At 42.4% G+C, this 24554-nt stretch carries 20 protein-coding genes and 1 pseudogene; 8 read left to right on the forward strand and 13 right to left on the reverse strand.

Annotated elements, in window-relative coordinates; genetic code table 11:
- Nucleotides 1–12 precede the first annotated feature (12 nt).
- From OQY15_RS16735 to OQY15_RS16745, 3 genes are all read right to left on the reverse strand, one after another.
- Nucleotides 13–645 carry a gluconate 2-dehydrogenase subunit 3 family protein gene (locus OQY15_RS16735; RefSeq protein WP_265793028.1) on the reverse strand — a complete coding sequence of 211 codons (633 nt, stop codon included), beginning with the start codon at nt 643–645 and terminating at the stop codon, nt 13–15.
- Nucleotides 646–688: 43 nt separating this feature from the next.
- On the reverse strand, nt 689–2428 hold the full coding sequence (locus tag OQY15_RS16740) for a GMC family oxidoreductase (RefSeq protein WP_265793029.1): 1740 nt from the start codon (nt 2426–2428) through the stop codon (nt 689–691).
- A gap of 212 nt (nt 2429–2640) precedes the next feature.
- On the reverse strand, nt 2641–5202 hold the full coding sequence (locus tag OQY15_RS16745; RefSeq protein WP_265793030.1) for a TonB-dependent receptor: 2562 nt from the start codon (nt 5200–5202) through the stop codon (nt 2641–2643).
- A gap of 219 nt (nt 5203–5421) precedes the next feature.
- Here OQY15_RS16745 and OQY15_RS16750 point away from each other — a divergent pair, with 219 nt between their 5' ends.
- Nucleotides 5422–5985: an NAD(P)H-dependent oxidoreductase gene (locus OQY15_RS16750; protein WP_265793031.1), complete on the forward strand. Its 564-nt coding sequence runs from the start codon at nt 5422–5424 to the stop codon at nt 5983–5985.
- A 57-nt stretch (nt 5986–6042) separates the two neighbouring features.
- On the opposite strand, the gene OQY15_RS16755 is transcribed toward OQY15_RS16750, so the two are convergent.
- The 4 genes from OQY15_RS16755 to OQY15_RS16770 all read right to left on the reverse strand — a co-directional run bounded on the left by OQY15_RS16755 (nt 6043) and on the right by OQY15_RS16770 (nt 9408).
- Nucleotides 6043–7674, reverse strand: a complete 1632-nt coding sequence (locus tag OQY15_RS16755; RefSeq protein ID WP_265793033.1) for a PepSY-associated TM helix domain-containing protein — start codon at nt 7672–7674, stop codon at nt 6043–6045.
- 7 nt (nt 7675–7681) lie between these two features.
- On the reverse strand, nt 7682–7963 hold the full coding sequence (locus tag OQY15_RS16760) for a hypothetical protein (protein ID WP_265793035.1): 282 nt from the start codon (nt 7961–7963) through the stop codon (nt 7682–7684).
- A 2-nt stretch (nt 7964–7965) separates the two neighbouring features.
- Complete coding sequence (locus tag OQY15_RS16765) at nt 7966–8298, reverse strand: hypothetical protein (RefSeq protein ID WP_265793036.1); 333 nt, start codon at nt 8296–8298, stop codon at nt 7966–7968.
- A 144-nt stretch (nt 8299–8442) separates the two neighbouring features.
- Nucleotides 8443–9408: an aldo/keto reductase gene (locus OQY15_RS16770; protein ID WP_265793037.1), complete on the reverse strand. Its 966-nt coding sequence runs from the start codon at nt 9406–9408 to the stop codon at nt 8443–8445.
- Nucleotides 9409–9524: 116 nt separating this feature from the next.
- Between OQY15_RS16770 and OQY15_RS16775 the strand changes: the two genes are divergently transcribed.
- The 5 genes from OQY15_RS16775 to OQY15_RS16795 all read left to right on the forward strand — a co-directional run bounded on the left by OQY15_RS16775 (nt 9525) and on the right by OQY15_RS16795 (nt 16765).
- On the forward strand, nt 9525–9872 hold the full coding sequence (locus OQY15_RS16775) for a helix-turn-helix domain-containing protein (protein ID WP_265793038.1): 348 nt from the start codon (nt 9525–9527) through the stop codon (nt 9870–9872).
- A gap of 90 nt (nt 9873–9962) precedes the next feature.
- On the forward strand, nt 9963–10508 hold the full coding sequence (locus OQY15_RS16780; RefSeq protein WP_265793039.1) for a sigma-70 family RNA polymerase sigma factor: 546 nt from the start codon (nt 9963–9965) through the stop codon (nt 10506–10508).
- Entirely contained in the window at nt 10505–11455 is a 951-nt protein-coding gene (locus tag OQY15_RS16785) for a FecR domain-containing protein (RefSeq protein WP_265793040.1), read from the forward strand. The genes OQY15_RS16780 and OQY15_RS16785 overlap by 4 nt, the downstream gene beginning before the upstream one ends.
- A 289-nt stretch (nt 11456–11744) precedes the next feature.
- Nucleotides 11745–15158, forward strand: coding sequence for a SusC/RagA family TonB-linked outer membrane protein (locus OQY15_RS16790; protein ID WP_265793041.1), 3414 nt, complete (start codon nt 11745–11747; stop codon nt 15156–15158).
- 17 nt (nt 15159–15175) lie between these two features.
- Nucleotides 15176–16765, forward strand: a complete 1590-nt coding sequence (locus OQY15_RS16795) for a SusD/RagB family nutrient-binding outer membrane lipoprotein (protein WP_265793042.1) — start codon at nt 15176–15178, stop codon at nt 16763–16765.
- Nucleotides 16766–17291: 526 nt separating this feature from the next.
- Here OQY15_RS16795 and OQY15_RS16800 read toward each other — a convergent pair.
- Nucleotides 17292–18215 (reverse strand): HEPN domain-containing protein, encoded by a 924-nt coding sequence (locus tag OQY15_RS16800; protein WP_265793043.1) that lies wholly within the window; start codon nt 18213–18215, stop codon nt 17292–17294.
- Between the two features lie 386 nt (nt 18216–18601).
- On the opposite strand from OQY15_RS16800, the gene OQY15_RS16805 reads away from it, so the two are divergent.
- The gene (locus tag OQY15_RS16805) at nt 18602–18922 is read left to right on the forward strand and encodes a hypothetical protein (protein WP_265793044.1); all 321 of its coding nucleotides are present in this window, start codon (nt 18602–18604) and stop codon (nt 18920–18922) included.
- Nucleotides 18923–18968: 46 nt separating this feature from the next.
- Here the strand turns inward: OQY15_RS16805 and OQY15_RS16810 are convergent, their stop codons facing one another.
- From OQY15_RS16810 to OQY15_RS16820, 3 genes are all read right to left on the reverse strand, one after another.
- Nucleotides 18969–19298 (reverse strand): tyrosine-type recombinase/integrase, encoded by a 330-nt coding sequence (locus OQY15_RS16810; protein ID WP_265793045.1) that lies wholly within the window; start codon nt 19296–19298, stop codon nt 18969–18971.
- An 87-nt stretch (nt 19299–19385) separates the two neighbouring features.
- On the reverse strand, nt 19386–20180 hold the full coding sequence (locus OQY15_RS16815; protein WP_265793046.1) for an SDR family oxidoreductase: 795 nt from the start codon (nt 20178–20180) through the stop codon (nt 19386–19388).
- Nucleotides 20181–21074: 894 nt separating this feature from the next.
- Entirely contained in the window at nt 21075–22070 is a 996-nt protein-coding gene (locus OQY15_RS16820; protein ID WP_265793047.1) for an ATP-binding protein, read from the reverse strand.
- A gap of 87 nt (nt 22071–22157) precedes the next feature.
- On the opposite strand from OQY15_RS16820, the pseudogene OQY15_RS16825 reads away from it, so the two are divergent.
- Nucleotides 22158–23275 (forward strand): annotated as a pseudogene (locus tag OQY15_RS16825) (IS3 family transposase).
- 64 nt (nt 23276–23339) lie between these two features.
- Here the strand turns inward: OQY15_RS16825 and OQY15_RS16830 are convergent.
- Nucleotides 23340–23843 (reverse strand): deaminase, encoded by a 504-nt coding sequence (locus OQY15_RS16830; RefSeq protein WP_265793048.1) that lies wholly within the window; start codon nt 23841–23843, stop codon nt 23340–23342.
- A 290-nt stretch (nt 23844–24133) separates the two neighbouring features.
- Nucleotides 24134–24457: an ORF6N domain-containing protein gene (locus OQY15_RS16835; protein ID WP_265793049.1), complete on the reverse strand. Its 324-nt coding sequence runs from the start codon at nt 24455–24457 to the stop codon at nt 24134–24136.
- Nucleotides 24458–24554: the final 97 nt, after the last annotated feature.

Consider the following 24554-nt stretch of genomic DNA (forward strand, 5'->3'; position numbering starts at 1 on the left):
GTCGCGCTTAAACTATATTTTTACGCCTTCCATTCCGTATTGTTTCAATACGTCCTGTGGTACACCTTCCCATCTATTGGGCTGGTTACCGGCGTATCCGATATCCTTCACGCCAATCTCGCTCGTGAAGAAACCAGAAGCAGTGAGGTCGCGCATCAGGTTAAAGAATGCCACACCCTGTACCATATTTGGCTTTGCCTTTTCAGGATAAGCAATCTCATCGATCAGGCTCAGCTGCTGCGCAGATGAAGCTTTGATGAAAGGATGCTCAAATCTGTTATAGCTTTGCAGGTCCAGCCATTTTAGTCCGCCACGCATAGGCGTCTGGTGTTTTGGCATATCCTTCACGATAAACTCAATGAAGTCAGGCACCTTTGCATCTGTCGCACTGCCGGATTTATCGTCCTTCGGAATAATGATATCGGATAAAACAGCGATAGTCGCCATTTCATGTTCATTGAAAAATTTGGCTTCTTTCAGCGCCTTATCGCGTTCTACCTCATAGTCCTGTCGGCCAGGCTGAGGTTTACTGTCTTTGGCTACCGGTACTTCTGTGGTCTCTTTACCCGGTTTGCAGGCTTCAAGCAATAAGCCTGTGCTTACTGCTGTGAGGCCTAAAGCTTTTAATGATTCACGTCTGTTCATCTTATTATATGATAATTAAAGCAGATTAATAACAATTGATTACTTAGCTCAGGTTTACTTTTTTCTTCTGCGCAAGGATATATTCAGCCGTGCGCATTGATAAGGCAAGGATGGTCCAGGTGGCATTTTTATCGCCCTGCTGTACAAAAGGACCCGCATCTACCACAAACAGATTCTTGCAGTCGTGCGCCTGGCACCATTTGTTCAGTGCAGATTTCTTAGGATCATTACCCATCCTCACTGTACCTACCTCATGGATGATTTTTCCCGGTGCTTCCAGACCATAGTTCGTGTCTGCACCCGGAATGTCTGAAGTGATGATGGCCCCCATGTTATGCATGATCTCTTTAAAAGTTTCCTGCATATGTTTAGCCTGTTTTACCTCTTCAGGAGCCCATTTGTAATTGAAGCGCAGCACAGGAATACCATATTTGTCGACCACCTTAGGATCGATCTCACAGTAATTACTTTCCCTTGCGATGGCCGTACCACGTCCGGCCATACCCACGTTTGTTCCAAAGAACCTGCGGTAATCATCTTTTAGTCCGGCACCGTAACCTCCGGCTTCCTTTTTCTTGCCGTCTCTTCCCGGAACAAGACCATTGATCTTATGGATGTTTGAGCCAATGCCATAACCCGGCATGTGCAGTCCGCCACCATATTCAATATGATATCCCCTTGGGAAATCCAGTTTCTTATTGTCGAGCCACCATGGCGAGTAGATGTGTACACTACCCACGCCATCTTCGTTGTAACGTTTACGGTCCATCAGCTGTGGCAGGAAGCCACTCAGGTTTGCTCCTGTAGAATCGTGCAGGTATTTACCTACGATACCGCTGCTGTTCGCAATTCCGTCCGGGTGAGCCACAGATTTTGAGTTGAGTAATAACCTGGCTGACTCGCAGGCACTGGCGCCCAGGATCACGATTTTACCTTTAACCTCATATTCCTGCAGATCTTTGGTATTTACATATGATACGCCCGTTGCCTGTCCGCTTTTGTCGGTCAGCACTTCACGTACCATCGCATCGGTGATCACCGTCAGGTTCCCTGTTTCAACAGCCGGATTAACCAGGCATGATGATGACGAGAAATCTGCATACACCTTACATGACCTTCCGCATTGTCCGCAGAAGAAGCATTGTCCGCGTTTGTTATTTCCCGGTAAAGCTTCTGTTAAAACCGATCCGCGGCCTGGGATAACTTTCACTCCGGCTTTGGTAGCACCCTTCTTGATGAAGAGCTCATGGAGTCTTGGTTTTGGTGGTGCTAGGAAGATTCCATCGGGTTCACTTTCGATACCTTCGGCAGTTCCATAAACACCAATTAACCGGTCTACCTTGTCATAAAAAGGTTTTAGCTCATCATAAATGATAGGCCAGCTATCAGTAAGTCCGTCCTTAGGCTGAAAATCTTCGGGGCCCATTCTCAGAGAGATTCGTCCCCAGTGATTGGTTCTTCCACCCAGCATTCTGGAGCGGAACCAGGCAAACTCTGAACCGTTTTTTTGTGTGTAAGGTTCGCCTTCCAATTCCCATCCGCCATATGCGGCATCAAAATCCCCGAAAGGACGGGTAGTGCTTGCACCGCGGCGTGGAGATTCCCATGGCCATTTAAGCTGCAGGGCATCTGTTCTTGGGTCAAAATGGGCTCCGGCTTCAAGCATTAGTACTTTCTGGCCGGCATGGGCGAGGACATAGGCAGCCATACCGCCACCTGCTCCTGAACCTACAATAATTGCATCGTACTCGACAGTTGATTTTTTAATCTGAAATTCGTTCATCCTAAATTTTAGGTTATAAAAAGTATCTACATCTGGTATTCTCAGCCCTAAAGTAGAATTAAATTTTAAAACTTTGGTGCTATTTCGATAACATTATTGTTGTAACGTGTTCGTAAATGAAAAACCCTGCATACCAAAAAATATGCAGGGTTTCGTGATTTTGGCAGCTAAAGTGCTGATATAATTGGACTTGCTGTCTGTTTCCCGGAGGCTTAGAATGTATAGCGTAAAGTAACACCATAAGTTCTCTGATCGCCGAGAACGGCAGCATAGTGACCGGCATTTCCACCAGCCGGCAGCAGTTGTTCAAAGTAGTTTTTGTCGAACAGGTTACGTCCCCAGATATAGGCAGAAATACCTGTAGTGGCTTTGTATCCCAATCTTCCGTTAAGTAAAGTATACCCATCCACATTCAGGAATGCCGAAGGCGACGGACTTGAAGAGAAACCTGAGCGTGAAGAAGCATCAAAGGCAGTGAAGAATTTCGATTCCTTACCAAAGAACCTGGCCGGAATAGCGAATTCACCACCCAGTGAACCTGCCCATTTCGATACACCCGGAAGTCGGCCCCCCGAGATATCCTTAAACGCTACCTGTGCACCATTCACCGTTAATCCTGTTTCTTCAAGAGGCAGCGGGGCATTGGTGAAACGGATGTATTTGGCATCTGTATAGGCAGCATTTCCATAAAATGAGAAATACTCATTCACCCTTACACTTGCATCCAGCTCAGCACCACGCACGCGAACTTTCTCGGCATTTGCCAGGTAACCACGGTTTACACCGATTTCTGGTGACTGTACGTTGGTTTGATAATCTTTGATATCTGAGTTATGGAAAGTTACGTTCAGCGTGATATTATCAGTAGGGTTTGATTTGATACCAAATTCATAATGTTTGGTATCCTCCGGTTTGATCACCGCAAGGTCGGTCGCTGCTGCACCATTAACTGTAGGCAATCCCGAAACGTTTACACCGATAGGTTTGAAACTGGTGGAGTAGGTAGCGAAAGTATTGATACGTTTGTTAGGTCTGTAAGCTGCAGTAACAGAGTAGGTGAAATTGTTTTCATCGGCATCTGCCACGTACGACTGGTTGGAATATACCAGGTTTTTAAGTGCCAGCAATGCCGGGTCAGTAGTTTGGAGGCCGCCATATGTTTGTCTGTCGAAGGCTACGTCTTTTTTGTCGTAGTTATAACGTATACCCGGTAAGATGTGTAAGCCAGGTAGCACCTCGTAGTCCAGATTGGCGAAAGCCGCTGCACTTGTAGATTTGATGGAGAACCTGTTTCTGATACCGAAACCTTCAAATAAACCTGGTGTTTTCCAAAGATCACTGGTTGTGCTTTGCGAGAAACGCCATGTAGCTGATCCTGATTCTTCGATCGCTACAGGGTCAGTTTGAACTTCCTGGTTGATATAGTACAAGCCAACTACACCACTGAGTTTTTCTGAAAGCTCACCAGCATAGCGTACTTCCTGCGACCAGTTATGGTGTTTTGAATAGTTGTTGGATTTGGCAAGAGATTGCAGTCCGGTGAAGTCCCTGTCGTTCGAAGGTTCCCATTTCCAGTAGCGGTAGGCTGTGGTTGAAGTCAGCGTTCCAGGGCCAATTTTCAGGTCGGCATTCACCGAGACACCACCCAGTTCATTGTTAGAAATCCATGGTGTATCGTGATCAATTTTACGGTCGAACGCATTCAGGCTTGGCAGAGAATAACCCAGATCAGCGATGATCGCATTGAACTGGCGGTATGACGGGCGCTGTGTAGTGACTACACCTGCTACCACCTGCGCATAACCATCAGGACGCTGGCGCGAGTTATCAGCGGCAACCAGAATGGATAAGTCCTCAGTTGGCTGGAATAATAACTGACCACGGAAACCTAAGTTATTCAGGTCGTTCGTATTTTTTAAAGTTCGTATGTTTTCTATTAGACCATCACGCTGTGTACCAGAAAATGATAAACGACCAGCTATCTTTTTTGTCAGCGGACCAGTGATGGATGCCTTGGCCTGGATATATCCAAAGTTACCGTAGCTGCTTTCGAAACTGCCGGAAGGAGTGAAGCTAGGTTTGCGGGTAGTGATGCTGATTGCACCGGAACTTGTGTTTTTACCAAACAGCGTTCCCTGTGGTCCACGCAGTACTTCGATACGTTCAACATCGATAAAGTCAAGTGTTCCTGCTGCAGGTCTTGCATAATATACTCCGTCTACATAGAAACCTACTCCCGGATCGATACCATCATTGGTTAAGCCGAAGGTAGAACCTAAACCACGGATATTTAAGGTAGTGTTACGCGGGTTGGAAGAGTAAAACTGTACCGAAGGCACCAGTTCTTTTACCCTGTTCACATTGAATGCACCGGATTCTTCAATCTGTTTACCGCCAATAACGGAGATTGGGATTGGTACATCCTGCAAAACTTCTGTACGTCTCCTGGAAGTTACCACGATCTCATCGAGCAGGGCACTTTCCACAAGTACAATATCAATAGGAGTATCTTCGATTTTTAAAATCTGGAAATCCTGTGCTTTAAATCCTACTGAACTCACCTGCAGGTAAAAAGGAGTATCCTGTTTGGGATCAATACTGAATTTACCATCTGCATCGGCGATGACGTATATTTTTGTGCCTCTGATTTTTACAGTTGCGCTTGGCAGAGGGGAGCCATTGCTTTGCTTGACGATGCCCGTCAGAGGTTTCTGGGCAAATGCAAAGCCTGCCGTAAGTAATAAAGTAAGGAGTAGGAGTAAAGATTTTTTCATAGTCGTAAACGAGTGTTAATGGGCAAAGATATAAATATATTTATTATAACACATTAAATATATAGAATTGGTAGACTATGTCTCCTTTTACCCTCTAAGCCCCTTTTTGTGATATAAAAAGCCGGCAGAGTGATAAGTAATCTGGATGGATGAGATTGGCTGAGTAATTGATGTATACTGATAGAATTGACTAAATGCCTAATCTAAAACCTATAGAAAATGATAAAAGTAGCAATTATTACAGGTAGTACACGTCCTGGAAGAGTTAACCTTCAGGTGGCCCAGTGGGTGCAGGAGCTTGCGTCGAAACGCAACGATGCAGAATTTGAACTGGTAGATATAGCAGAATTTAACCTGCCACTGCTTGATGAACCCGTACCGCCATCTATGGCTGAGCCTCAGCATGAACATAGTAAAAAATGGTCGCAAACAATCAGTAAGTTTGATGCTTATGTTTTCGTAACTCCAGAGTACAACCATTCCACTTCAGGAGCTTTAAAAAACGCACTTGATTATCTTTTCTATGAGTGGAATAACAAGGCTGCGGGCATCGTCAGCTACGGAAGTGCATCCGGGGTACGTGCAGCAGAGCACCTGAGATTGATATTTGGGGAGCTGATGCTGGCAGATGTGCGAACTCAGGTAACGTTATCTTTGTCGACTGACTTTGAAAATTATACCGTTTTTAAACCAGCCGCAACACATGAGAAGAACCTCAATACTTTATTTGACCAGGTGATATCATGGGGAACAGCGCTGCAATCTGTAAGATCAGAAAAGTAGAACTTTCCTATATTTTGATAAAAAAGAAGCCCCTGCAGAATGCATGGGCTTTATATTTTATATAGCTGTCTGTAGTTTTTGGCGCTGCCGGACTTTGTAAAAACTGATCAATCCAACGATCGCAATTGATAAGCTGAACAGATCAATAAATAGAATGTCAGTTGCACCGCTGGCATAGGTCTTCCAGATCCAGTTTCCTGTACAAAATCCATTGGCGAAAGGGATGGCCAGGCTGAAGATACTGCCCAGCAGCAAGGTTTCGCGGTTGGTGCGGTTCAGGTTTTTGCGGATGATATAATATACCGAAAGCAATAACCAGCTGTAAAAATAGACCCTGTAAATATAAGTCATGTCTACCGCGCTGTTTAGTTTAATGGCTACAAAGGTCAGTGCCGTCACCGGGAACATCGAAAGACAGATGGCGAGGAAAATATTAGCCAGCCATAAATTGAATTTACGTTTATGTTCCGGAACGTTCTTTTTATCACGGGCAACAAGCCAGATCAGAATTCCTGAAATGATCACTACGCAACCCATCATCCCTAAAATGAAATAGATGATTTTGAGTCCGTATCCACTGAAATCCCCGAAATGGAGATGGTAGATGAGGCTTTTTACCTTACTGATATAAGTGCTTTCGCCCAATGGTGAACGATGAAATGCTACCTTATCATTTTTGAGTTCATAGATAATCTTTCCCGCACCGGAGAAACTGCGCTGCGGATCAGCTGCTCCTTCAATTACCAGTGCCATGGATGCGTCCCCATAGTTTTTGATCATTACACGGGTGATGTCAGAGCCTTCCCAAAGCTTTTCAGTCTTGTTGATGTACGACTGGATATCAATTTTGCCGGGCAGTTCCTGATAAGTATAATCATATACTTTTGAATCGGCATATTCCAGATCGGCATACATCTTATCGGCTTTGCCCTCATAAAACAGGAAGGTGAATGGCATCAGCAGAATCGTATTGACAATCAGTACTACTCCTGTAACAGCATAGACCAGCTGAAAGGGGAACCCAATCAGACCCAGTGCGGTATGGGCATCTGTCCAGACAGTTTTTACTTTAGACCATGGCCTGAAGACAAAGAAATTGGAGACGATCTTGTCCCAGTGCAGCAGCAAGCCCGTGATCAGCGCGAATAAAAAGAAAAATGAAACCAGTCCTGCCAGTAGGTAACCGAATGGTGTACCTATTCTGATGGGTATCTGGTTCAGCTGCGCAAGGAAGTGCAAACGGTAAAGAAACTCACCTAAATCATAAGTTTGCTCATAGGTTTTGCTGTCGCCCTTATAAAAGTTGTATTTGAAGTATGCACCGTCACCATCGCCACGACGGCCACGTTTACGACCTTTAGCTTCTGCTTCCGGTTTCTTTTTCGGGATCAGCGTGCTGTCTTTGGAAGCCGTAACTTCTACATAAGTATCAAAAGTGTTTTTCTGGAAAAAGAAATTGATATCCCGGCCTTTCAGGTTGTGCTTCTGATTTAGCGAGTCGAGTAAATTGTTGTAGTTTAATTTTTTATCCGCATGTGCCTGAAAAGAGGTATTACTCTGCCAGGCAGAGATCTCGTCTTTGAAGAGGGTATAGGAACCTGCGAAAAAGATCACGAATAATATCGCGGATATGATAATACCGCTGATGGTATGGGTATTAAAATATATATTATAGTTTCTGTTTTTCATTGTCAGGTTACATTTTTAAAAGAAAGGGAATGGAGAAAATGGCAGTCAGCACAATATAGTATAGCCATATTTTCCAGGCGCTTTTTGAGAGAAAGGCGACAAGCATTAGTGTGGCCCAAAGGATATAACCTGTAAAAGCTGCAGTGATGATGACGTTCTTTGGTTCGAAGATGCAACACAACAGCTGGTGGAAGGAAATCATGACGCAGTATCCGCCAATGAATCCTGCAGTGATTTTCAGGAATTTTTGAAAAGGGGATTTGGTAAGGTATTTTTTATTGGCTGGCATAACTAGAAAATTAACTTTTCAAAAACGATAAAAAGCAAAACCAGCAGTGCCATTTGCTTAACAGATACATAGCGGAAGGGGAAAAGCAAGACAATGAGGCTGCCCATAGCCATCAGAATAACGACTAAGCTAAAGATCCCTGAAACAATACCGTTTTCGAGCTCTAGCAAGAATGCGGCTATGATGATCAGCAGAGCGCTGAGCACTGTAGATAAGCTGCGCTTTTTCTCAAAATAGCTCGCCCAGACGGGTTTATTTGACCATTCGGTTTTCTTTGACAGATTGTATAACAACAAAAAGGCAATAAAGACCAGTAAAACAATGATAGTGTACATGAAATCTAATTATAATGAGCCGTTATTCTCATCTAAATCTGAAGATATGACTTCTTATTTAGATTGATTAAATGCAAATATATAATTGTACAGTCATTTATCAAATGTTTTACCGGTTTAAAATTTGGACTGATCTGACAAGAATTATCGGCTGTTCTGTACGCTTGCCAGTAAATCATGGGGATAGCCTAAAGAAACCTTGCTCAGGTCATCGAGTTCTTTAAGAGTCTCCGGGCTTAAATTCAGATCAGCGGCCTGTAAACCTTCTTTTACATGTTGGATGCTGCGGGCTCCGATGATGGGGAAAGTATTTTTTGATAAGATCCATGCTTGTGCAACCTGGCCGGCAGTTGTTTCCATTTGTGCTGCCAGCAGTTGTAACTTATCTATAATCGCTTTTACGTTTTCATTTTCCTGGTAATCCTGATTAGAATTATTGATCCGTCCGCTTTTACCTTCCCGGTATTTGCCTGTAAGCAATCCCCCTGCGAGCGGGGAGTACATCATAATTCCCAGGCCAAAGTGGTTAGCCATTGGAAGAAGTTCCCGGTCGGCCGTTCTCTGGGTCAAATTATACTCCATCTGGATAGCGCTGATTTTCAACTGGCTTGCTATTGCTGCTGCCTTCCAGGCTGGGAAGTTGCTAAGACCTGCATACAACACTTTTCCCGATGTGATCAGGTCTTCCAGTCCTCTGCTGATTTCATCTGCTGGGGTGACACCATCATCATAATGAGGCATATAAAGATCGATGTAATCTGTGTTCAGCCTTTTCAAACTGGATTCTACTGCCTGTCGCATCGCTTTGCGGTGGTTTCCGAAATTGCTTTTCGCAGGACTTGCCTCATGGCTTTGGGTATATTTGCTGCTGACAATAAAGTTGCTGCGCTGCTGTGCGATAAATTTTCCTATCAGCTCTTCCGACTCCCCGAGCTGGTAGCGGTCTGAGGTATCAATAAAGTTTCCTCCTGCATCGGCATAGGTCTGGAGAATCTGTGTTGCTTCTTCGGGGCTTGCGCCATAACCGCTGCGTGTGCCCAGCATGGCTGCTCCCAATATCATTTCACTGGCATATAATCCGGTGTTTTTTCCAAATAATTTGTATTTCATGGTGTTTTATTTAGGGTTCAAATTTGAGTAATGGATAGGCTGCAGTCAAGTATGGCTGAATTTATCCGTATCTGATACTTTTACATGACCTATCTTTGTATACTAAACTGTTACTGATGTATAAGAAAAAGATACCTGTTTCACTGGATTGCGGACTGCATTTGTTTTTAGCAGTGATCAACGGAAAATGGAAGATCAGCCTGATCTGGTGTATTCATTCAGGTATCAAACGTCCGGGGGAGCTGCAGCGAAAAATGCCCGGAGCCTCCAGAGGGGTGTTGGATACGCAGCTGAAACAACTGGTTGAGCATGGTATTCTGAATAAGATTACTTATGATGTGCTGCCTTTGAAAGTGGAATATGAGTTGACAGCTCTTGGTGAATCACTGATACCGGCGATTGCTTATACTGCGCAGTGGGGGGAAGATCATCGGGAAGAGTTAGAAAGTGTAGTTTCTAAATAAAATGCACATCTATCGGTTGTAATATAATGCCTAATTGCTATATTACTTTCGAAATCAGCTTAATAAGCTCAATTAGATACTGCTTTTTCCATGAATGATGATTTTAACGCTCTCCTGGACTTTTATAAGCCCAAAATTTACAGTTATGTGCTCAGTATTTCAAAATCTGAATATGCTGCTGAAGATCTGACACAGGATATCATGATTAAATTATGGTTGAAAAAGGATGAACTGACGGAAATCAGGAATCTGAACAATTATATTTTTATCATGGCGAAGAACCTGACCTTAAATTATTTGATGAAGGTGTCATTTAATGAAAAGATGGCGACCCAAATGATCCGAAATGCGACTGCTTATCAAAACCCGGCAGACAGCAAGGTCACGATGCGGGATTATAACAAGCTCATTGAGGAAGCAGCAAAGGGACTGACGCCTCAGCGCCGGCTGGTGTTTCAGCTGAGCAGGCAGGAAGAGCTGAATTATGATGAAATTGCATCACGGCTGAATTTGTCCCGCTTTACGGTAAAAAATCATTACCTGACCGCGCTTTCTGTAGTGAGGGCATACCTTGTTAAACATGGTATAAGTACCATTCCTGTCGCTCTGATTTTATTTAAATACTACCTGTCATGAAATCCAATCAGAAGCTACCAGAACTTTTTAAAAAGCTTGTTGACGATGGGGCAACGGAGCAGGAAGTGGCTGATTTTCTGGGTCAGATCAGAGAGCCGGATGCTGCTGCAGAACTTCATGAAGTCATGGAAGAGCATTGGAACTTTATCCTCAGCGATGATACCAGTTCTCAGAAAGCTGCTAGAGAGAAAAGCTCTTTTCCAACTCTGTTAATTGCGTCCATAGCAGCGCTTATTTGCGTTGTCTTTGTCTCATTTTATCTCTGGTCTGGAGCTGATATTGCACCAAGGCCTGACAGGAAATCTGATTTTGTATCACGCGCTGCCGGTAAATCCAAAACGGAGATCGTGATGCTTAATGATGGAAGCAGGGTGATCTTGAATTCGGGTGCTGTACTACGTTATCCTCTGAAATTTGATGGTGATAAAAGAGAGGTTTTTCTTGAGGGGGAAGCCTATTTTGATATTAAACATGAGTCTGCGAGATCATTTCTTGTGCATACCGGAAAGCTGACAACGAGTGTACTGGGTACGACATTCAATATTATGGCTTACAAGGAGCTTTCAAAAATTGCGGTGACCGTGATTTCAGGAAAGGTGGCTGTAAAAGATACCAGCAACGCTGAGATGGTGATGCTTACTCCGGGGCGTCGTGCTGAAATGCGTAACAATCACAAAAGTTTTGTATGTGACTCCCTATACAATCCCGCGGATGTGATTGCATGGCAGAGGGGAGATCTAGTGTTTGATGATACCCCGCTGGAAGAAATTGCCTTAAAACTCTACTACCGTTTTGGTACTCAAATTATCATTCAAAATGCAGAGAAAAGACAAATGAAGTTTAGTGGAAGCTTCAAAACTCAGGATTTGCCTGATATTCTCGCTGCTATTGCAGAAATATCCGGGGTGAAATTGAAAATTCGTAACAATAATTATGTGCTTTATTAAGAATTCTCAGTGATTTCATCTTATAGGAATGTTGATTTCTGCATTTTCTGCTCTCTTTTACAAAAAAAAGAATAAAAATATTGATTTTATTGGTTCGCTGGGTTTGGTTATCTGTCTTTAAGGAAACTAAACCTAAAACCAACTATGCCTATGGTAAGATAGCGACCGAAAAAAAAGGCTGAATGTGCTTCCGACACATCCAGCTTTCTGTGAAGAGCAATCGCTCCCTGTAATCTTGTAGACCTCTCTGCCCGAGAGGTAATCTTAACACAAAATTATCTTCAAATTTATGACAAAAAAAATTAGTAAGAGATTTCTTCCTTTTAAACTATTCCTATGCCTTTTTCTGCTCCAGGCATTATTATTAACCACATTGCAGTCCCGGGCCAACAATCAGCTTCCCGCGAACCTGGATACCAGAATCTCCTTAAAAGCTACAGACCTGCCTGTAAGGGAGGTGCTCCGGAAGATCAACCAGATGGTAAAAATTGATATCATTTATGGCTCAGAAGGGCTGAAGCCTTCCAGTAAAATCAGTGTGGATTTCAAAGATGAAAAGTTATCAGAGGTACTTCGCCAAATTCTGAATCCACTGAATCTCACCTTCAGTTATTCCAAAAACCTGCTCATCATCAAGGCTATGCCAACTTCAACTGCCACTGCAAAGCCTGAAGCTGAAAAAGAGCAGGCACGTCTTACCGGAAAGGTTACAGATGCACAGGGCATGACGCTTCCGGGAGTAAGTGTAAAAGTAAAGGAATCAGGCCAGGTAACAAGCACCGATAGTAAAGGTCAGTATTCCCTGAATATGAGTCCGGCGGGACAGACATTGGTTTTCACCTTTATCGGTTATCTCACACAGGAGGTATCCATAGATGGAAGATCTGTAGTGAATGTTTCGCTGAAGGAGGAGTCTAAAGCTTTAACAGAGGTGGTGGTGACGGCATTGGGTATCGCCAGAGAAAAGAAAGCCTTAGCCTATGCAGTAACCGAACTGAATGGCAGTGAATTTACCAAAGCCAGAGAGAATAACCTTGGAAATGCACTTGTGGGTAAAGTAGCAGGAGTAAATGCGACAAGTACTGCGACAGGAGCCGGCGGATCCAGCAGGGTGATCATCAGAGGAAACGGGTCACTCAGCGGCGAAAATCAGCCTTTGTATGTGGTAAATGGGGTGCCTGTGACCAATGCCACACCCAGCAGTCCCGGAACATACGGTGGTGTAGACCGTGGGGACGGACTGAATAGTATCAATCCTGATGACATTGAATCTATTTCAGTGCTCAAGGGTGGTACTGCAGCAGCTTTATACGGTTCAAGAGCAGCCAATGGTGTGATCCTTATTACCACAAAAACCGGAAAAGGACAAAGAGGCCTGGGCGTAGACTTCAATTCAACTTTTACTGCCGAGACACCTTTGTCGACGCCCGACTGGCAATATGAATATGGATCCGGAAACCGTGGGGAAAAGCCTACATCTCAGTCTGAGGCTGTAGCAAACGGACGTATCTCCTGGGGTGCCCGGCTGGATGGCTCTTCCGTCATCAACACGGATGGAACCGCAAGACCTTACAGTGCTCAGAAGGATAATATCAAAAATTTTTATAATACCGGTACGACGCTTTCCAATACCCTGGCACTAACGGGGGGCGACGAGAAGGCTAACTTCAGGTTTTCGGTATCAAACATGGATAACCGGGGCATTCTTCCTAACTCTTCGATCAACAGGAAAACCTTTAACCTCAGTGCCAGTGCTAATCTTTCCAAAAAGATCATCTTCGAGGGTACAGCTCAGTTCAATATCGAGAAAAACAAAAACAGAAGTTATATTGCCGACTTCACCAAAAACCCAAACGCTTCTGTAGGCTTGATTGCCACCAGTCTGGATGTTCGCAGTTTGTCGCCCGGATTTGATGAAAGAGGTTATGAGGTACCATGGAATGATTACGTTTTTGTAGTTAACCCTTATTTTGCTGTAAACAAAGTTAAAAATGAAGATAACAGACGTCGGTTTATAGGATCCTTCAGCACACGTTATAACATCACTGAAAACTTATATGCCCGCGGGCGACTGGGTATCGATTATATCAATACTGACGCATTTGATCTGGATCCTACGGGGATTCTGACCAATACACAAGGCAGCATGACGACCGACCGTAGTGCGCGTTTTGAAACCAATGCCGAGGCCATCATCGGATTTGACAAGACCTTTGGAAAGTTTAGCACGAATATCCTGGTTGGTGGAAACCAGATGCATACTGAAACCAGGTCCGGAGGTTTGTCCAGTGGACTATTTAATGTGCCTTTCAGCTATTTCATAGGCAACGGCAGTAGCCAGACCTTCACCGATCTCTTCATGGCCTCAGCCATCAACTCGCTTTTTAGTGCTGCAGATATTGGCTTCAATAATTTTCTCTACCTGAACCTGACAGGAAGGAAAGACTGGTTCTCTACTTTGTCAAAAAGTAAAAACAGTTTGTTTTATCCATCAGCAGGTTTGAGCTTCATCGTTTCCAACGCCTGGAAAACAAAACCAAACTGGTTATCCTATGCTAAAGTGCGTTCTTCATGGGCGCAGGTTGGCGGTGGCGCACCAAGTCCTTATTCACTGCAGCTGAGTTACAGCGCTCCTTCAGTAAAACATCTCGATCAGTCGCTCATGTACATTACCGGAACGAATATACCACAGGAGCTAAAACCTTATACCTCAACTACTACTGAAGCTGGTATCGAAACCCGTATGTTTAACAGCAGGATTGGTGTTGATCTTACGCTCTATAACAGGGTGACTACCAATGATATTGTAAATGCGGCGGTAGCTGTTTCATCAAGCTTCAATTCAGTATCACTGAACGTAGGTAAAATGAGAAATAAGGGAGTGGAACTGTTGCTGACGGGCAATCCTTTGCGTAATCCCGAAGGCCTGAACTGGGATGTCAGTTATAATGTGGCTTACAATGATAATAAGGTGATCAGGCTGGCAGAAGGTCTGGATAAGTTAGCGCTGCCGGGAGCAAGTCCAAGGACTGAGAATGCCTACATCTATCATTATGAAGGAGAATCCTTTGGTATGATTGCCGGAAATAAAGCCAGGAGGGATGTAAATGGCAACATTATCTATAACAATGCAAACGGAATTCCGCTTCAGAGTGAAATTGTGGCGCTGGGAAAAGGTGTGCCTCCTTTAACGATGGGTATTTCCAACACTTTTGGATATGAAAATTTCTCTCTGGGATTTCTTGTTGATGGAAAGTTTGGGGGTAGCTTATATACCTCTACAAATGCTTATGGCACCTATTACGGTCTTGATAAAAGGACAACCGCCAATGGAGTACGTGAGAATGGCGTAGCTGTGAGTGGGGTAGATCAGAATGGGGCACCCTACAGCGCTGTCGTGCCCGCGCAAACGTATTACCAGGGTATTGCCTATACGCTCAGTGATCAGTTTGTTTACAAATCGGATTTTATCAAGTTGCGTCAGCTCACTTTCGGATATGCCTTGCCAAAAAAGATGCTTGCCAAAACCCCTCTGCAGTCGGCCTCGGTTTCGCTGGTGGCACGTAATCTCTGGCTGATCTACAGTGCTGTGCCAAACGTTGATCCGGAATCAAGCTATAATAACTCCAATGCGCAGGGCCTTGAAAATTTCGGTGTTCCTACCACGAGAAGTTATGGTGTAAACTTATCTGTTAAATTCTAATCTGCTCAATTATGTATATGAAAATAAATCAACATAAATCGTATTCCGCAAGGCTTTTAGCGCTGGTGTTTGTCTTTTTGCTTTCGGGATGTGACAAGGGTTTTGAGGAGCTGAATACAAACCCTAATGCCTACACGGAACCAGTAGTGGCCAATCTGTTTTCCTATAACCTGATAAAAACGGCTGGTGAAAGTGATGGCAACACGCTGTACCCTAATGATAAGCTTGCAGGGGCGATGATGCAGTATTTTGCATCATTGAATGCTTACCAATGGACTGGCGATAAGTACCTCGCCAAGGCCGGATATACTGATGGCCTCTTCGGCTCAGTGTATGGAGTGGAGCTCAAGGAGAATTCGCAGATCATTGCGGAGACAGCCGGGAGCCCCGATCAAATCAACCTGCACCATATTGCTCAGATATGGAGGGTCTTTATTTTGCACAGGGCGACAGATTTTTATGGCGATGTTCCCTATTCAGAGGCAGGTTTGGGATATGTCTCGGGGATATATAAGCCGAAATACGACAAGCAGTCTGATATCTATCCGGCGATGCTAAAGCAGCTGGAGTCATCTGCAGCTTTACTTGATGCAAGCAAGCCCAGCTATGGAGCGGCCGACTATGTTTACAACGGTAACGTCGCCAAGTGGAAGACTTTTGCCTATTCAATGATGCTGCGCTTGGGAATGAGGCTGACTAAGGTGGATCCTGCACTGGCAGAAACATGGGTGAAGAAGGCGATTGCGGGCGGCGTGATGCAAAGTAATGATGATGTAGCACGATTGAATCATACCGATGGTACGGAGCTGAATTTTTACTGGTCTGGTCGCGAGTTGAGGGGCGGCGAAGGAGTGCCTCCATCAGCAAAAGGTACAGGTTATGGCAAGATGGGACAAACATTTGTGAACCATCTGAAAAATACGGGAGACCCGAGACTGCCTTTCTATATCACGCTTTGGCCTGGAAATGCTGATCCTACGCAGCTGCCCACCAGCACGATTGCTGCGAACCAGAAGGGGCTGCCGCATGGGTATGACTATTCGTCGATTAAGACCTTGATTCCGGGATGGACTGATGGTATGCTTGCAGATTATTCTGAAATCAACCTGAACACTGTTGCCAGCAATTCTACGCCAAGTGTATTTCTGAGTTACAATGAAGTGGAGCTGTATCTGGCAGAAGCGGCATTGAGGGGCTGGGGAACAGCGGATCCGAAGGCTCATTACGAAAATGCAGTGCGGGCATCAATGAAGATCCAGAGTATTTATCCGGGGGGCAGCAGCGTATCAGATGCGCAGATCAATGCCTACCTGGCACAAAATCCGTATACCGGCGGTAGCTTTGAGGACCAGATGAAGCAAATCCATACGCAATTCTGGGCATCGCAGTTTATGAATAATATGGAGGTATATGCGAATTGGCGTCGCACAGGCTATCCGGTGTTGATTCCTACCAATTATCCTGGTAACGAAACAGGAGGGACCATGCCCAGAAGGTTACCTTATCCGCAAAGCGAGGCCAGCTTGAATAGTGAAAACTATAAAAATGCTGTTGCCACGCAGGGACCGGATCTGTGGACTACAAGAATCTGGTGGGATAAGTTGTAATTTTTTGCTCTTAAAGCAGGTGAAGGGGGAGGATCTGTAGCAGGCCTTCCCCCTTATCCATGCAGAAGACCTCCAATTTTATTTACGTATCTAATTTAAAAATCATCATATCTTTGTTCGTACTTTGCTCGGGGTTTGTTATGGGTTAAGCTATGGTTTAGCTAATGTTGAGCTATGCTTGAACTATACCATGTTTACCCCATGTAGACTCCAACTTTACCAGAACTTTACTTAAAGGGTAAATATGGGGTTGAGTTGGTGTAGAGTTCTGGTAAACATAGGGTAAACATGGTATAGCGTGACTATAGTTCGACCATAGTTGAGGGATAGTTTAACCCATAACAAACCTCGAACGAATACAGAGTAAAAGCAAGTTCTGCTCTCGCGATAGTGATGTTGTATCTAGTACTTGGCTCGTTTTTAATTTGGATTGGAGTTTATTTTGTATATTAGCGTATCAGGACCTAGAGAGTTGTACGACTCTTGATGGCCTTGAACAAATCCTCGGTTTGGAACCGGGGTTTTTTTATATCCCATTAAATGAGTATAATTCTGAAGTGTTCACTAAGCTCAGATCACTAGCATACTCCCGATAAGCCTTTGCCTCTGCTTCAAGACACTCAATTTTATTTAAACACATCGTTTTCGTCAATTTCACAAATGATCTTACGCGATCTTGCAGCTGATTTGCTTCAGCCTCAGTTACCGCAAAATCACTAGCATATCGGGCACCAGAATAACTTTTTACCAGGATGTCAAATAACCTTTGATCTTCCTTACTGCCTGTTAGAAATAGCTTATATGGCCGATTGGAAAAGCATCGGCATATGCCCAGCAACCGGTAAAGATTGTGCACTTCAGATCTATAACCAAGCTGGACCCGGATTAAAGCAATGCAGCATTGTTCAACTACCTGATGCAGTAAAAAGGTGCCGACGGTAAACTGTTGCTTATTTATACATGCAAGGGCGCCTTGTAGGAAGCCCCCAGCCAAGGCAATTCGGTGATTGTAATTCTTGCTGGCCTTTGCAGCCGCATCTCCCGGGATGTATTGAGTCTGGCAGCTACAATTTGAGTACCCATCGGAAGTATATAATAAATTGGCCGAGCTGTAGGCTTTGATAAAAAACCTGCTGTTCGCTTTGATAGCATCCGCAATGGCCTCCTTACCATGAGTGATGATTGTGACCGTACCCTTTTTGAAATAGTTATTCGAAAAATCCTGCACTTGATGATCCACCCGGGTAATGGATTCAGTAACCATCAGCAGGAAATAATGAGCAGTATGATCAAATTCTGGTATTTTGAAACAACTATCAGATACATCGGAAGTAATGTTCTGGGATAGACACAGAATTTGCAGAGGCTGAAACTTCTGTACCAGAGCTTCAATGAATGTTTTTAAATAGTACGCCTGATCATTGGCAGGCGTTAGAATTCGCATTTCCATATGTTGATCTCATTTAAGTTTACAAAATAAAATGAGTCAGATATAAGAGGGTTAAACAAAAAACAAGGCGTGAAACCCACCTACCGTCTTAGAGGCCCTGAGAAGCCTTGGATACGGAAAGCAGGCCCACGCCTATGACGTGAGCACTACACTTACCTCTCGTATCCTTGTGAAATTTCTCAGGTTTCTAAGACGAGACTCAAAGTGCGAATGCTTCAAAATGTTGTATGAAGTAAACGCTAAAAATAATTTTTAATCAATCATTATCCAAACTTACGAATATGGAAACATATAAACAAACTAAAAGTACTTTATAAATTACTAATCGTTCTTTTTTAGGAAGGAATAATATCTGATTAACGACTTTAGTGAGTAAATATTAAAATATGAGTGATTGGAATCTTATGAATAATGATCCCGAAAAAGATCTATCATCAATAGGTGCATTATTTGAAACAGGCAAGATCAAAAAGATGTATGATATTGCTGAATTGTACCCGACAAAGATTATTAAATTACTAGGAATAAATTCAGAACGTTATTCTGTAAAATTAGCCGATCCCGAAAAATTTACGGTGTCAGAGGTGTTGAGAATGGCATATATCTTTAATATTGATCCAAACCTGATCCTTAATGTGATTCAGGTCGAAAGCGAAAAGAGAATCATAACTAAGATCAGTCATCATAAGAGCAAAAATGCTAAATAGGAGACTCACCTTGTAGTATAGCTATGTAAACACCAAACTTTTCGTCCTATGTAAATCCGCTGGTCATTCCAATCTGAGTAGTTCTGATATCGGCACGGAAAAGCATCTTGCTTACACTTTCAATAGGTAAACCATTGCCTAATGTTACTGTTGTCACATATGTATGCCGCGCAATATGAAACGTTAAATGTTTTGTGATACCGCATAGGTCGGCGATCTCTTTCAGATAAGCATTCATCTTCTGGTTGCTATTTAGTAGCAAAACCCTTTCACTATGTACATACAACGGATGATCAGGATACCTATGAACAATATCCTTTGCAATCGGCAATAATGGAATATGAGAAGCAACGGATGTTTTATGCCGCTTCTTCATAATCCATGATGCACCGTCTAATCTTTTTTTGATCTCTGATAAGCTAACTTCAATAAGATCATGTCCTAATTGATGATGATAAGATTTTTAAATTGTGGGTACTGTTCCACCGTCGATAACGAAATTTGTTCCTGTCAAGTAATTGGCTCTTGGTGAAACTAAAAAGCCCACCAATTCGGCTACTTCTTCCGGTTCGGCAGGTCTGCCATAGGGTATTCCACCCAATGCATCCATAACACTTTGCTGCGCTTCCTCTACTGTACTATTTGCCTTTCTTGCAATCTCGCCCAACCAGTCTATAGAAGCTGTTGTATTGATCCAGCCTGGCGAAACAGTGAGCACACGGACACCCTTTGGCGTAACTTCATTTGATAAACTTTTACTGTAATTGATAAGTCCTGCTTTTGAAGCAGCATAAGGCAAGGTAGAATCATATAAAGGCAATTTGCCCTGAATGGAAGCAATGTGGATAATAACACCACTTTTACGGTTGATCATTTGTGGTAAAAATCCTCTGTCAAGCCTGACAGGAGCAAGTAGATTAGCTTGTAGGGTTGAGATCCAATCCTCATCATTCAATACTGAAAAACCACCGGCGGGTGTTGATGAAGCACCAAGGTTGTTTACCAGAATATCCAGCCTGCCAAAAGTTGACAGTACTTCGCTAATTACTTTTTGCGCATCATCTGCCTTACTGAGGTCAGCAGAAATAAAATAAAGGTCCGGATCTGGCTGTTCGGATTTGTTTCTCGCGGTAATCACTACTGTTGCACCAGCGGACTTTAAACGTTCTGCGATTGCTTTTCCTGCACCCTTTGTGCCTCCTGTTACTAAGGCGATCCTGCCGGATAATTCGTTGCTGTAATTGAATTGCTGTTCCATATTTTCTTTGTTGATAGTACAAATTTCGATAGTATGCGGATGACAAACAATTACGGTATTACGATTCAAATAGGGATAAATTTATCCGTATTGATTCTGACCGCTGGCAGGGATGACTAAGAATGTTTAAAAAAGGATATAAATGCAAAAAGCCCCGACTTTTGTTGAGGCTTTAGCGGACCGGACGGGTCTTTATGAAAGTAGCCTAACGGCCTTTAGTTTACGTTTTTTATGCTTTTTCGATTTTGACTCATGAATTATTCACTAATTTCATTGTATAATATAGCTGCAATGCTTTGATAAAAATATACGAATTATTCTGTTATTTATTTACCACCTCAATTGCATTATGCTAAGATTAAGCATAAACAATTAGCTTACTATCAACACGGATTTATTAGAAGAAACATCAAGCCTATAATTATCTTCTTACCTATGATGTAGCCGTCCAAGCCTATCAGTTCTTTTATATTGATCTCTAATTATGGCATTGGAGTTGCTATTTGTTCAAGATACTATCCAAGTTTGTCCGTAGTCTTTCATCTTGGTCTTTTACTTGGACATTATTCATACTATTTGTCCGAGTAGGTGTCCAAGTTCAGCAATAATTTCTCATCTTGCTCTCTTACTTGGACATTATGTATATTATTTGTCCGAGTAGGTGCCCAAGTTCACTACTAGTCTTTCATCTTAGTCTCTTACTTGGACATTACTTATGTTATTATGTCCAAGTAGGTGTACAAGCTTAGTCATAATCCCTCATCTTGGTCTCTTACTTAGACATTAATTATGCTATTATGTCCAAGTAGTTGTCCAAGTTCTTCATTATTCTTTCATCTTAGTCTTCAACTTGAACTTACCACCACACATGCCGATACACAAATTTATTAACCCTTATTTATCGTGATGAATTTTAATAGTTTTATACTTATAATTAGGAGAATTTATAGACTCTCCATTATCTATGACAAGTCCTATTGTCTTTAATTTCGTAATAAAACGTTGTGCTGTCTTATATCCGACATTAAAATGTGATGAATAATCTCTGGTGCTTATAGGCTCATTTTCTTGTATCCATCTGAAGCCAACTTTTTCAGCCGCATTTAATACAGGCGGTAAATCTTTATCTTTTAATTCAACTGCCACTTCTTGACTTCTAGGAAAAGTCATAACCATATAAGGTGCATCGTAAGTAACAATAGGCAATGGTAATTCATACTTATCAGGCAATTCTTTTATTGTCAGAAACCCAAATCCCCTTTGTTCTACAAGTTTTAACTGGTCAAATACATACATTATTTTTGGATTACGACTTAAGGATGGGGCAGAGAAGGATCTTATCTGTTCAAACTTTAGAGGTGCAACAGGTTCACCAGGGCTTTTAATAATTATAGCATCATCATTGATTTCAAAGTAAATAGGGGCACCTTCAATATCATAATCACGATGAACAATAGCATTAATAATTGCTTCACGAAGGACTTCGAGAGGAAAATCAAACTTTACTTCTCTTTCAACGTGTGACCTATCAATTTGGCTAAAAATGTGGCTCTCATACCATTTTTGTATTTTATCTGCTTGCCGAGTAATTGCACCTTCTATAGTTATGATTTCTTCTCCACGCCCCTTTGTCTTAAAGGTAGCACGAATCAAGGCATTTTGATAGATAAGTTGCGGTCTATTGCCAAATAACAATAACCCCAAACCAGTAGGTTTCCATACATTATCTTTTGACTCTATAAACCCTAATTGAGCAAAAACTTTATAATATGCTGGAGTATTAATTTCTACTTCAATATTAGCCGATGCTAAAAACCAATTTAAATCTTCAATTGAAAGATCGTTTAATTCCGCTCTAATCTCAACCTTTTCCTTAAGACTTAAAATCAAATCTTTTGCTTCCTCTTGTGATTGTGTAACCCCTCCTAAAAATCGGACTGTATAAGAGGCGAAAATTCGTAACTTTAAAACAGGAAGATGAAAAAGTCAGTAATTAGTGAAAGCCAGATCGTGGCAGCAATCAAGGAACAAGAGTCCGGTAAAAAGGTGGCAGATATCTGTCGCGCTTTGGGCATACACCAAGCGACATTTTACAACTGGAAGAAAAAGTATTCTGGGATGGATAATCAAGAGCTACGCCGTTTGAAGGAATTAGAGGAAGAAAACCGCAGACTTAAGCATATGTATGCTGAGTTGGCCTTGGATAATAAGATTCTGAAAGACGTTCTTTCAAAAAAGTTTTAAAGCCCTGCCAGCGCAGAAACATGGTTGCCTATGTGATGGAATATCATCAGATCAGCATCAGCAGGGCTTGTCGAGTAGCTTCTCTACCGAAATCCATGTATTACTATAAATCTAGAAAGGATGATTCAGAAACGATTACAAAGCTTCAGGAATTGGCTGGATCTTATCCAACCGAAGGTCAGGACTTATATTATGGGCGAATTCGAACGGAGGGATATAAATGGAATTATAAACGTGTAAGACGGGTGTATCTACTTCTGGGGCTAAATCAGAGAAGAAAAGCGCGCAAGCGTTTACCAAAGCGTGTAAAAAACCCGCTGTTGCGTCCATCAGCTCCGCTGGAGATGTGGTCTGTCGATTTTATGAGTGACGTGCTTACAAATGGGCGGAAATTCAGAACGCTAAATGTGATAGATGATTATAACCGGGAGGCTATTGCCATTGAAGTTGCCCATTCTATGCCAGCCCTGCGGGTAACAGAACTATTAGAACGAATAATTCAAGAGCAAGGAAAGCCAAAAAGCATCAGGACTGATAATGGTCCGGAATTTATAAGCAAGGAATTTAATACCTGGTGCGAAGAGAATAATATTGAAATACAATATACTCAACCAGGTAGGCCGATGCAAAATGGATACATAGAACGTTTTAACAGGAGCTTCAGGGAAAGCATTCTTGATGCATATTTATTTGAAGATATCATGCAGGTACAAATACTCGCAGAAGAATGGGTGGCCGATTATAATTCTAAGAGGCCACATGAAGCCCTAGATGGTAAAACACCTTTGGAATATAGAGCACAATGGAGCCTCAGCATGGAGTCAGCTCCGCGGGAGCTGACTCCATGCTGAGGGATGAAAAATAATATATAAATTTGAATTCTCGCCTCCTAAACCGGTTCGAAAAAAGGGAGGGTTACAATTGTTTTGCACGATCCTCTGCTTCTTGTATGAAAGTCTTATTTGCATTTCGAATTTCTAATTGAAGATCAGAATCAAACATCTCCACTTCTACACCGTTATCAATTAAAAATTGTATCCCTTTTCTATCAACTGTCGGATCTGGATCTTCAATTCCGATCCACACTTTTTTAATCCGTGCATTAATAATCCGTTCTGCGCATCCTAATTTTGGATGCTTTCTTGCACCTGGCGCACAGGGCTCCAGCGTTGCAAATAAGATTCCTCCATCAAGTGCCGTTGATCTATTTTTTCTTTCTAATAACGTAAATTCCGCATGATCTCCATGACGAAGTTCACCACGAAATGCCGTTTCCACCACGCCATCAGATTTAATTAATACAGCTCCAACTTTGGGACTGGACTTGTCATCTCTTGGCTCCTGAATAGACTGGTTCATGACTTTTATAGCCAATTTCATATATTCTCTAGGATCAAATGACTTATTTTCTTTATCCATAGTTAATGTTTGTTGAAGGACGAGTCATACCTGTTTAAGTTGAATGGTCTAATTTTGCAAAAAAAACCGAGAAAGAAAGTAAATCTATAATAAATAATTAACTAGAAGTTTTCCTAATCATTCAAAAAAAACAGACATATTGTTTTTAACTCAAATATTTAGAGTTCTCAATTTCATTTTACAATCTCTATCACAAATTGGTAAATGTTCTTATATATTTCCTGTTCGCGAAACAGTAACCATGAGCTATTTCTTTATGAAAAAATAGAATTTATAGTGGATAAAGAGGTTTAAGCACCATTAGCTCGTATAACATCTGTATTTTCCGTAAATGCCAAAGCAAATCCCTTAGGATTTGCAGGCCGCAATGAGCCGTTGGGTAGGTTATCACAATTTGTGATAACCTCCTGCCACGCCTTTTTAGTTAATTGAAACATGAAATCTTCTGGAAAACGCAAGATATTGCGTCTCACTGATTGTTTTAGTATCCGCGTTTCAACCTCATAATGGATTGCAAGATCAAAGTCTAACATCACCTTCTGTCCTCGAATTTGAAATATCTTGTTCACGACAAGTTCATCTGGAATAAGTGCATTGTTGTTATGTTGTTCCATAATGTTTATGCTGAACCCAATATATTTGGGTAAACAAGTTCTAACTTATTTCAAGTTATCCTACCGATGTTAATTTATTTTTCAACATTGACAGATC

The sequence above is a fragment of the Pedobacter sp. MC2016-15 genome, assembly GCF_026239695.1.
Lineage (GTDB): Bacteria > Bacteroidota > Bacteroidia > Sphingobacteriales > Sphingobacteriaceae > Pedobacter.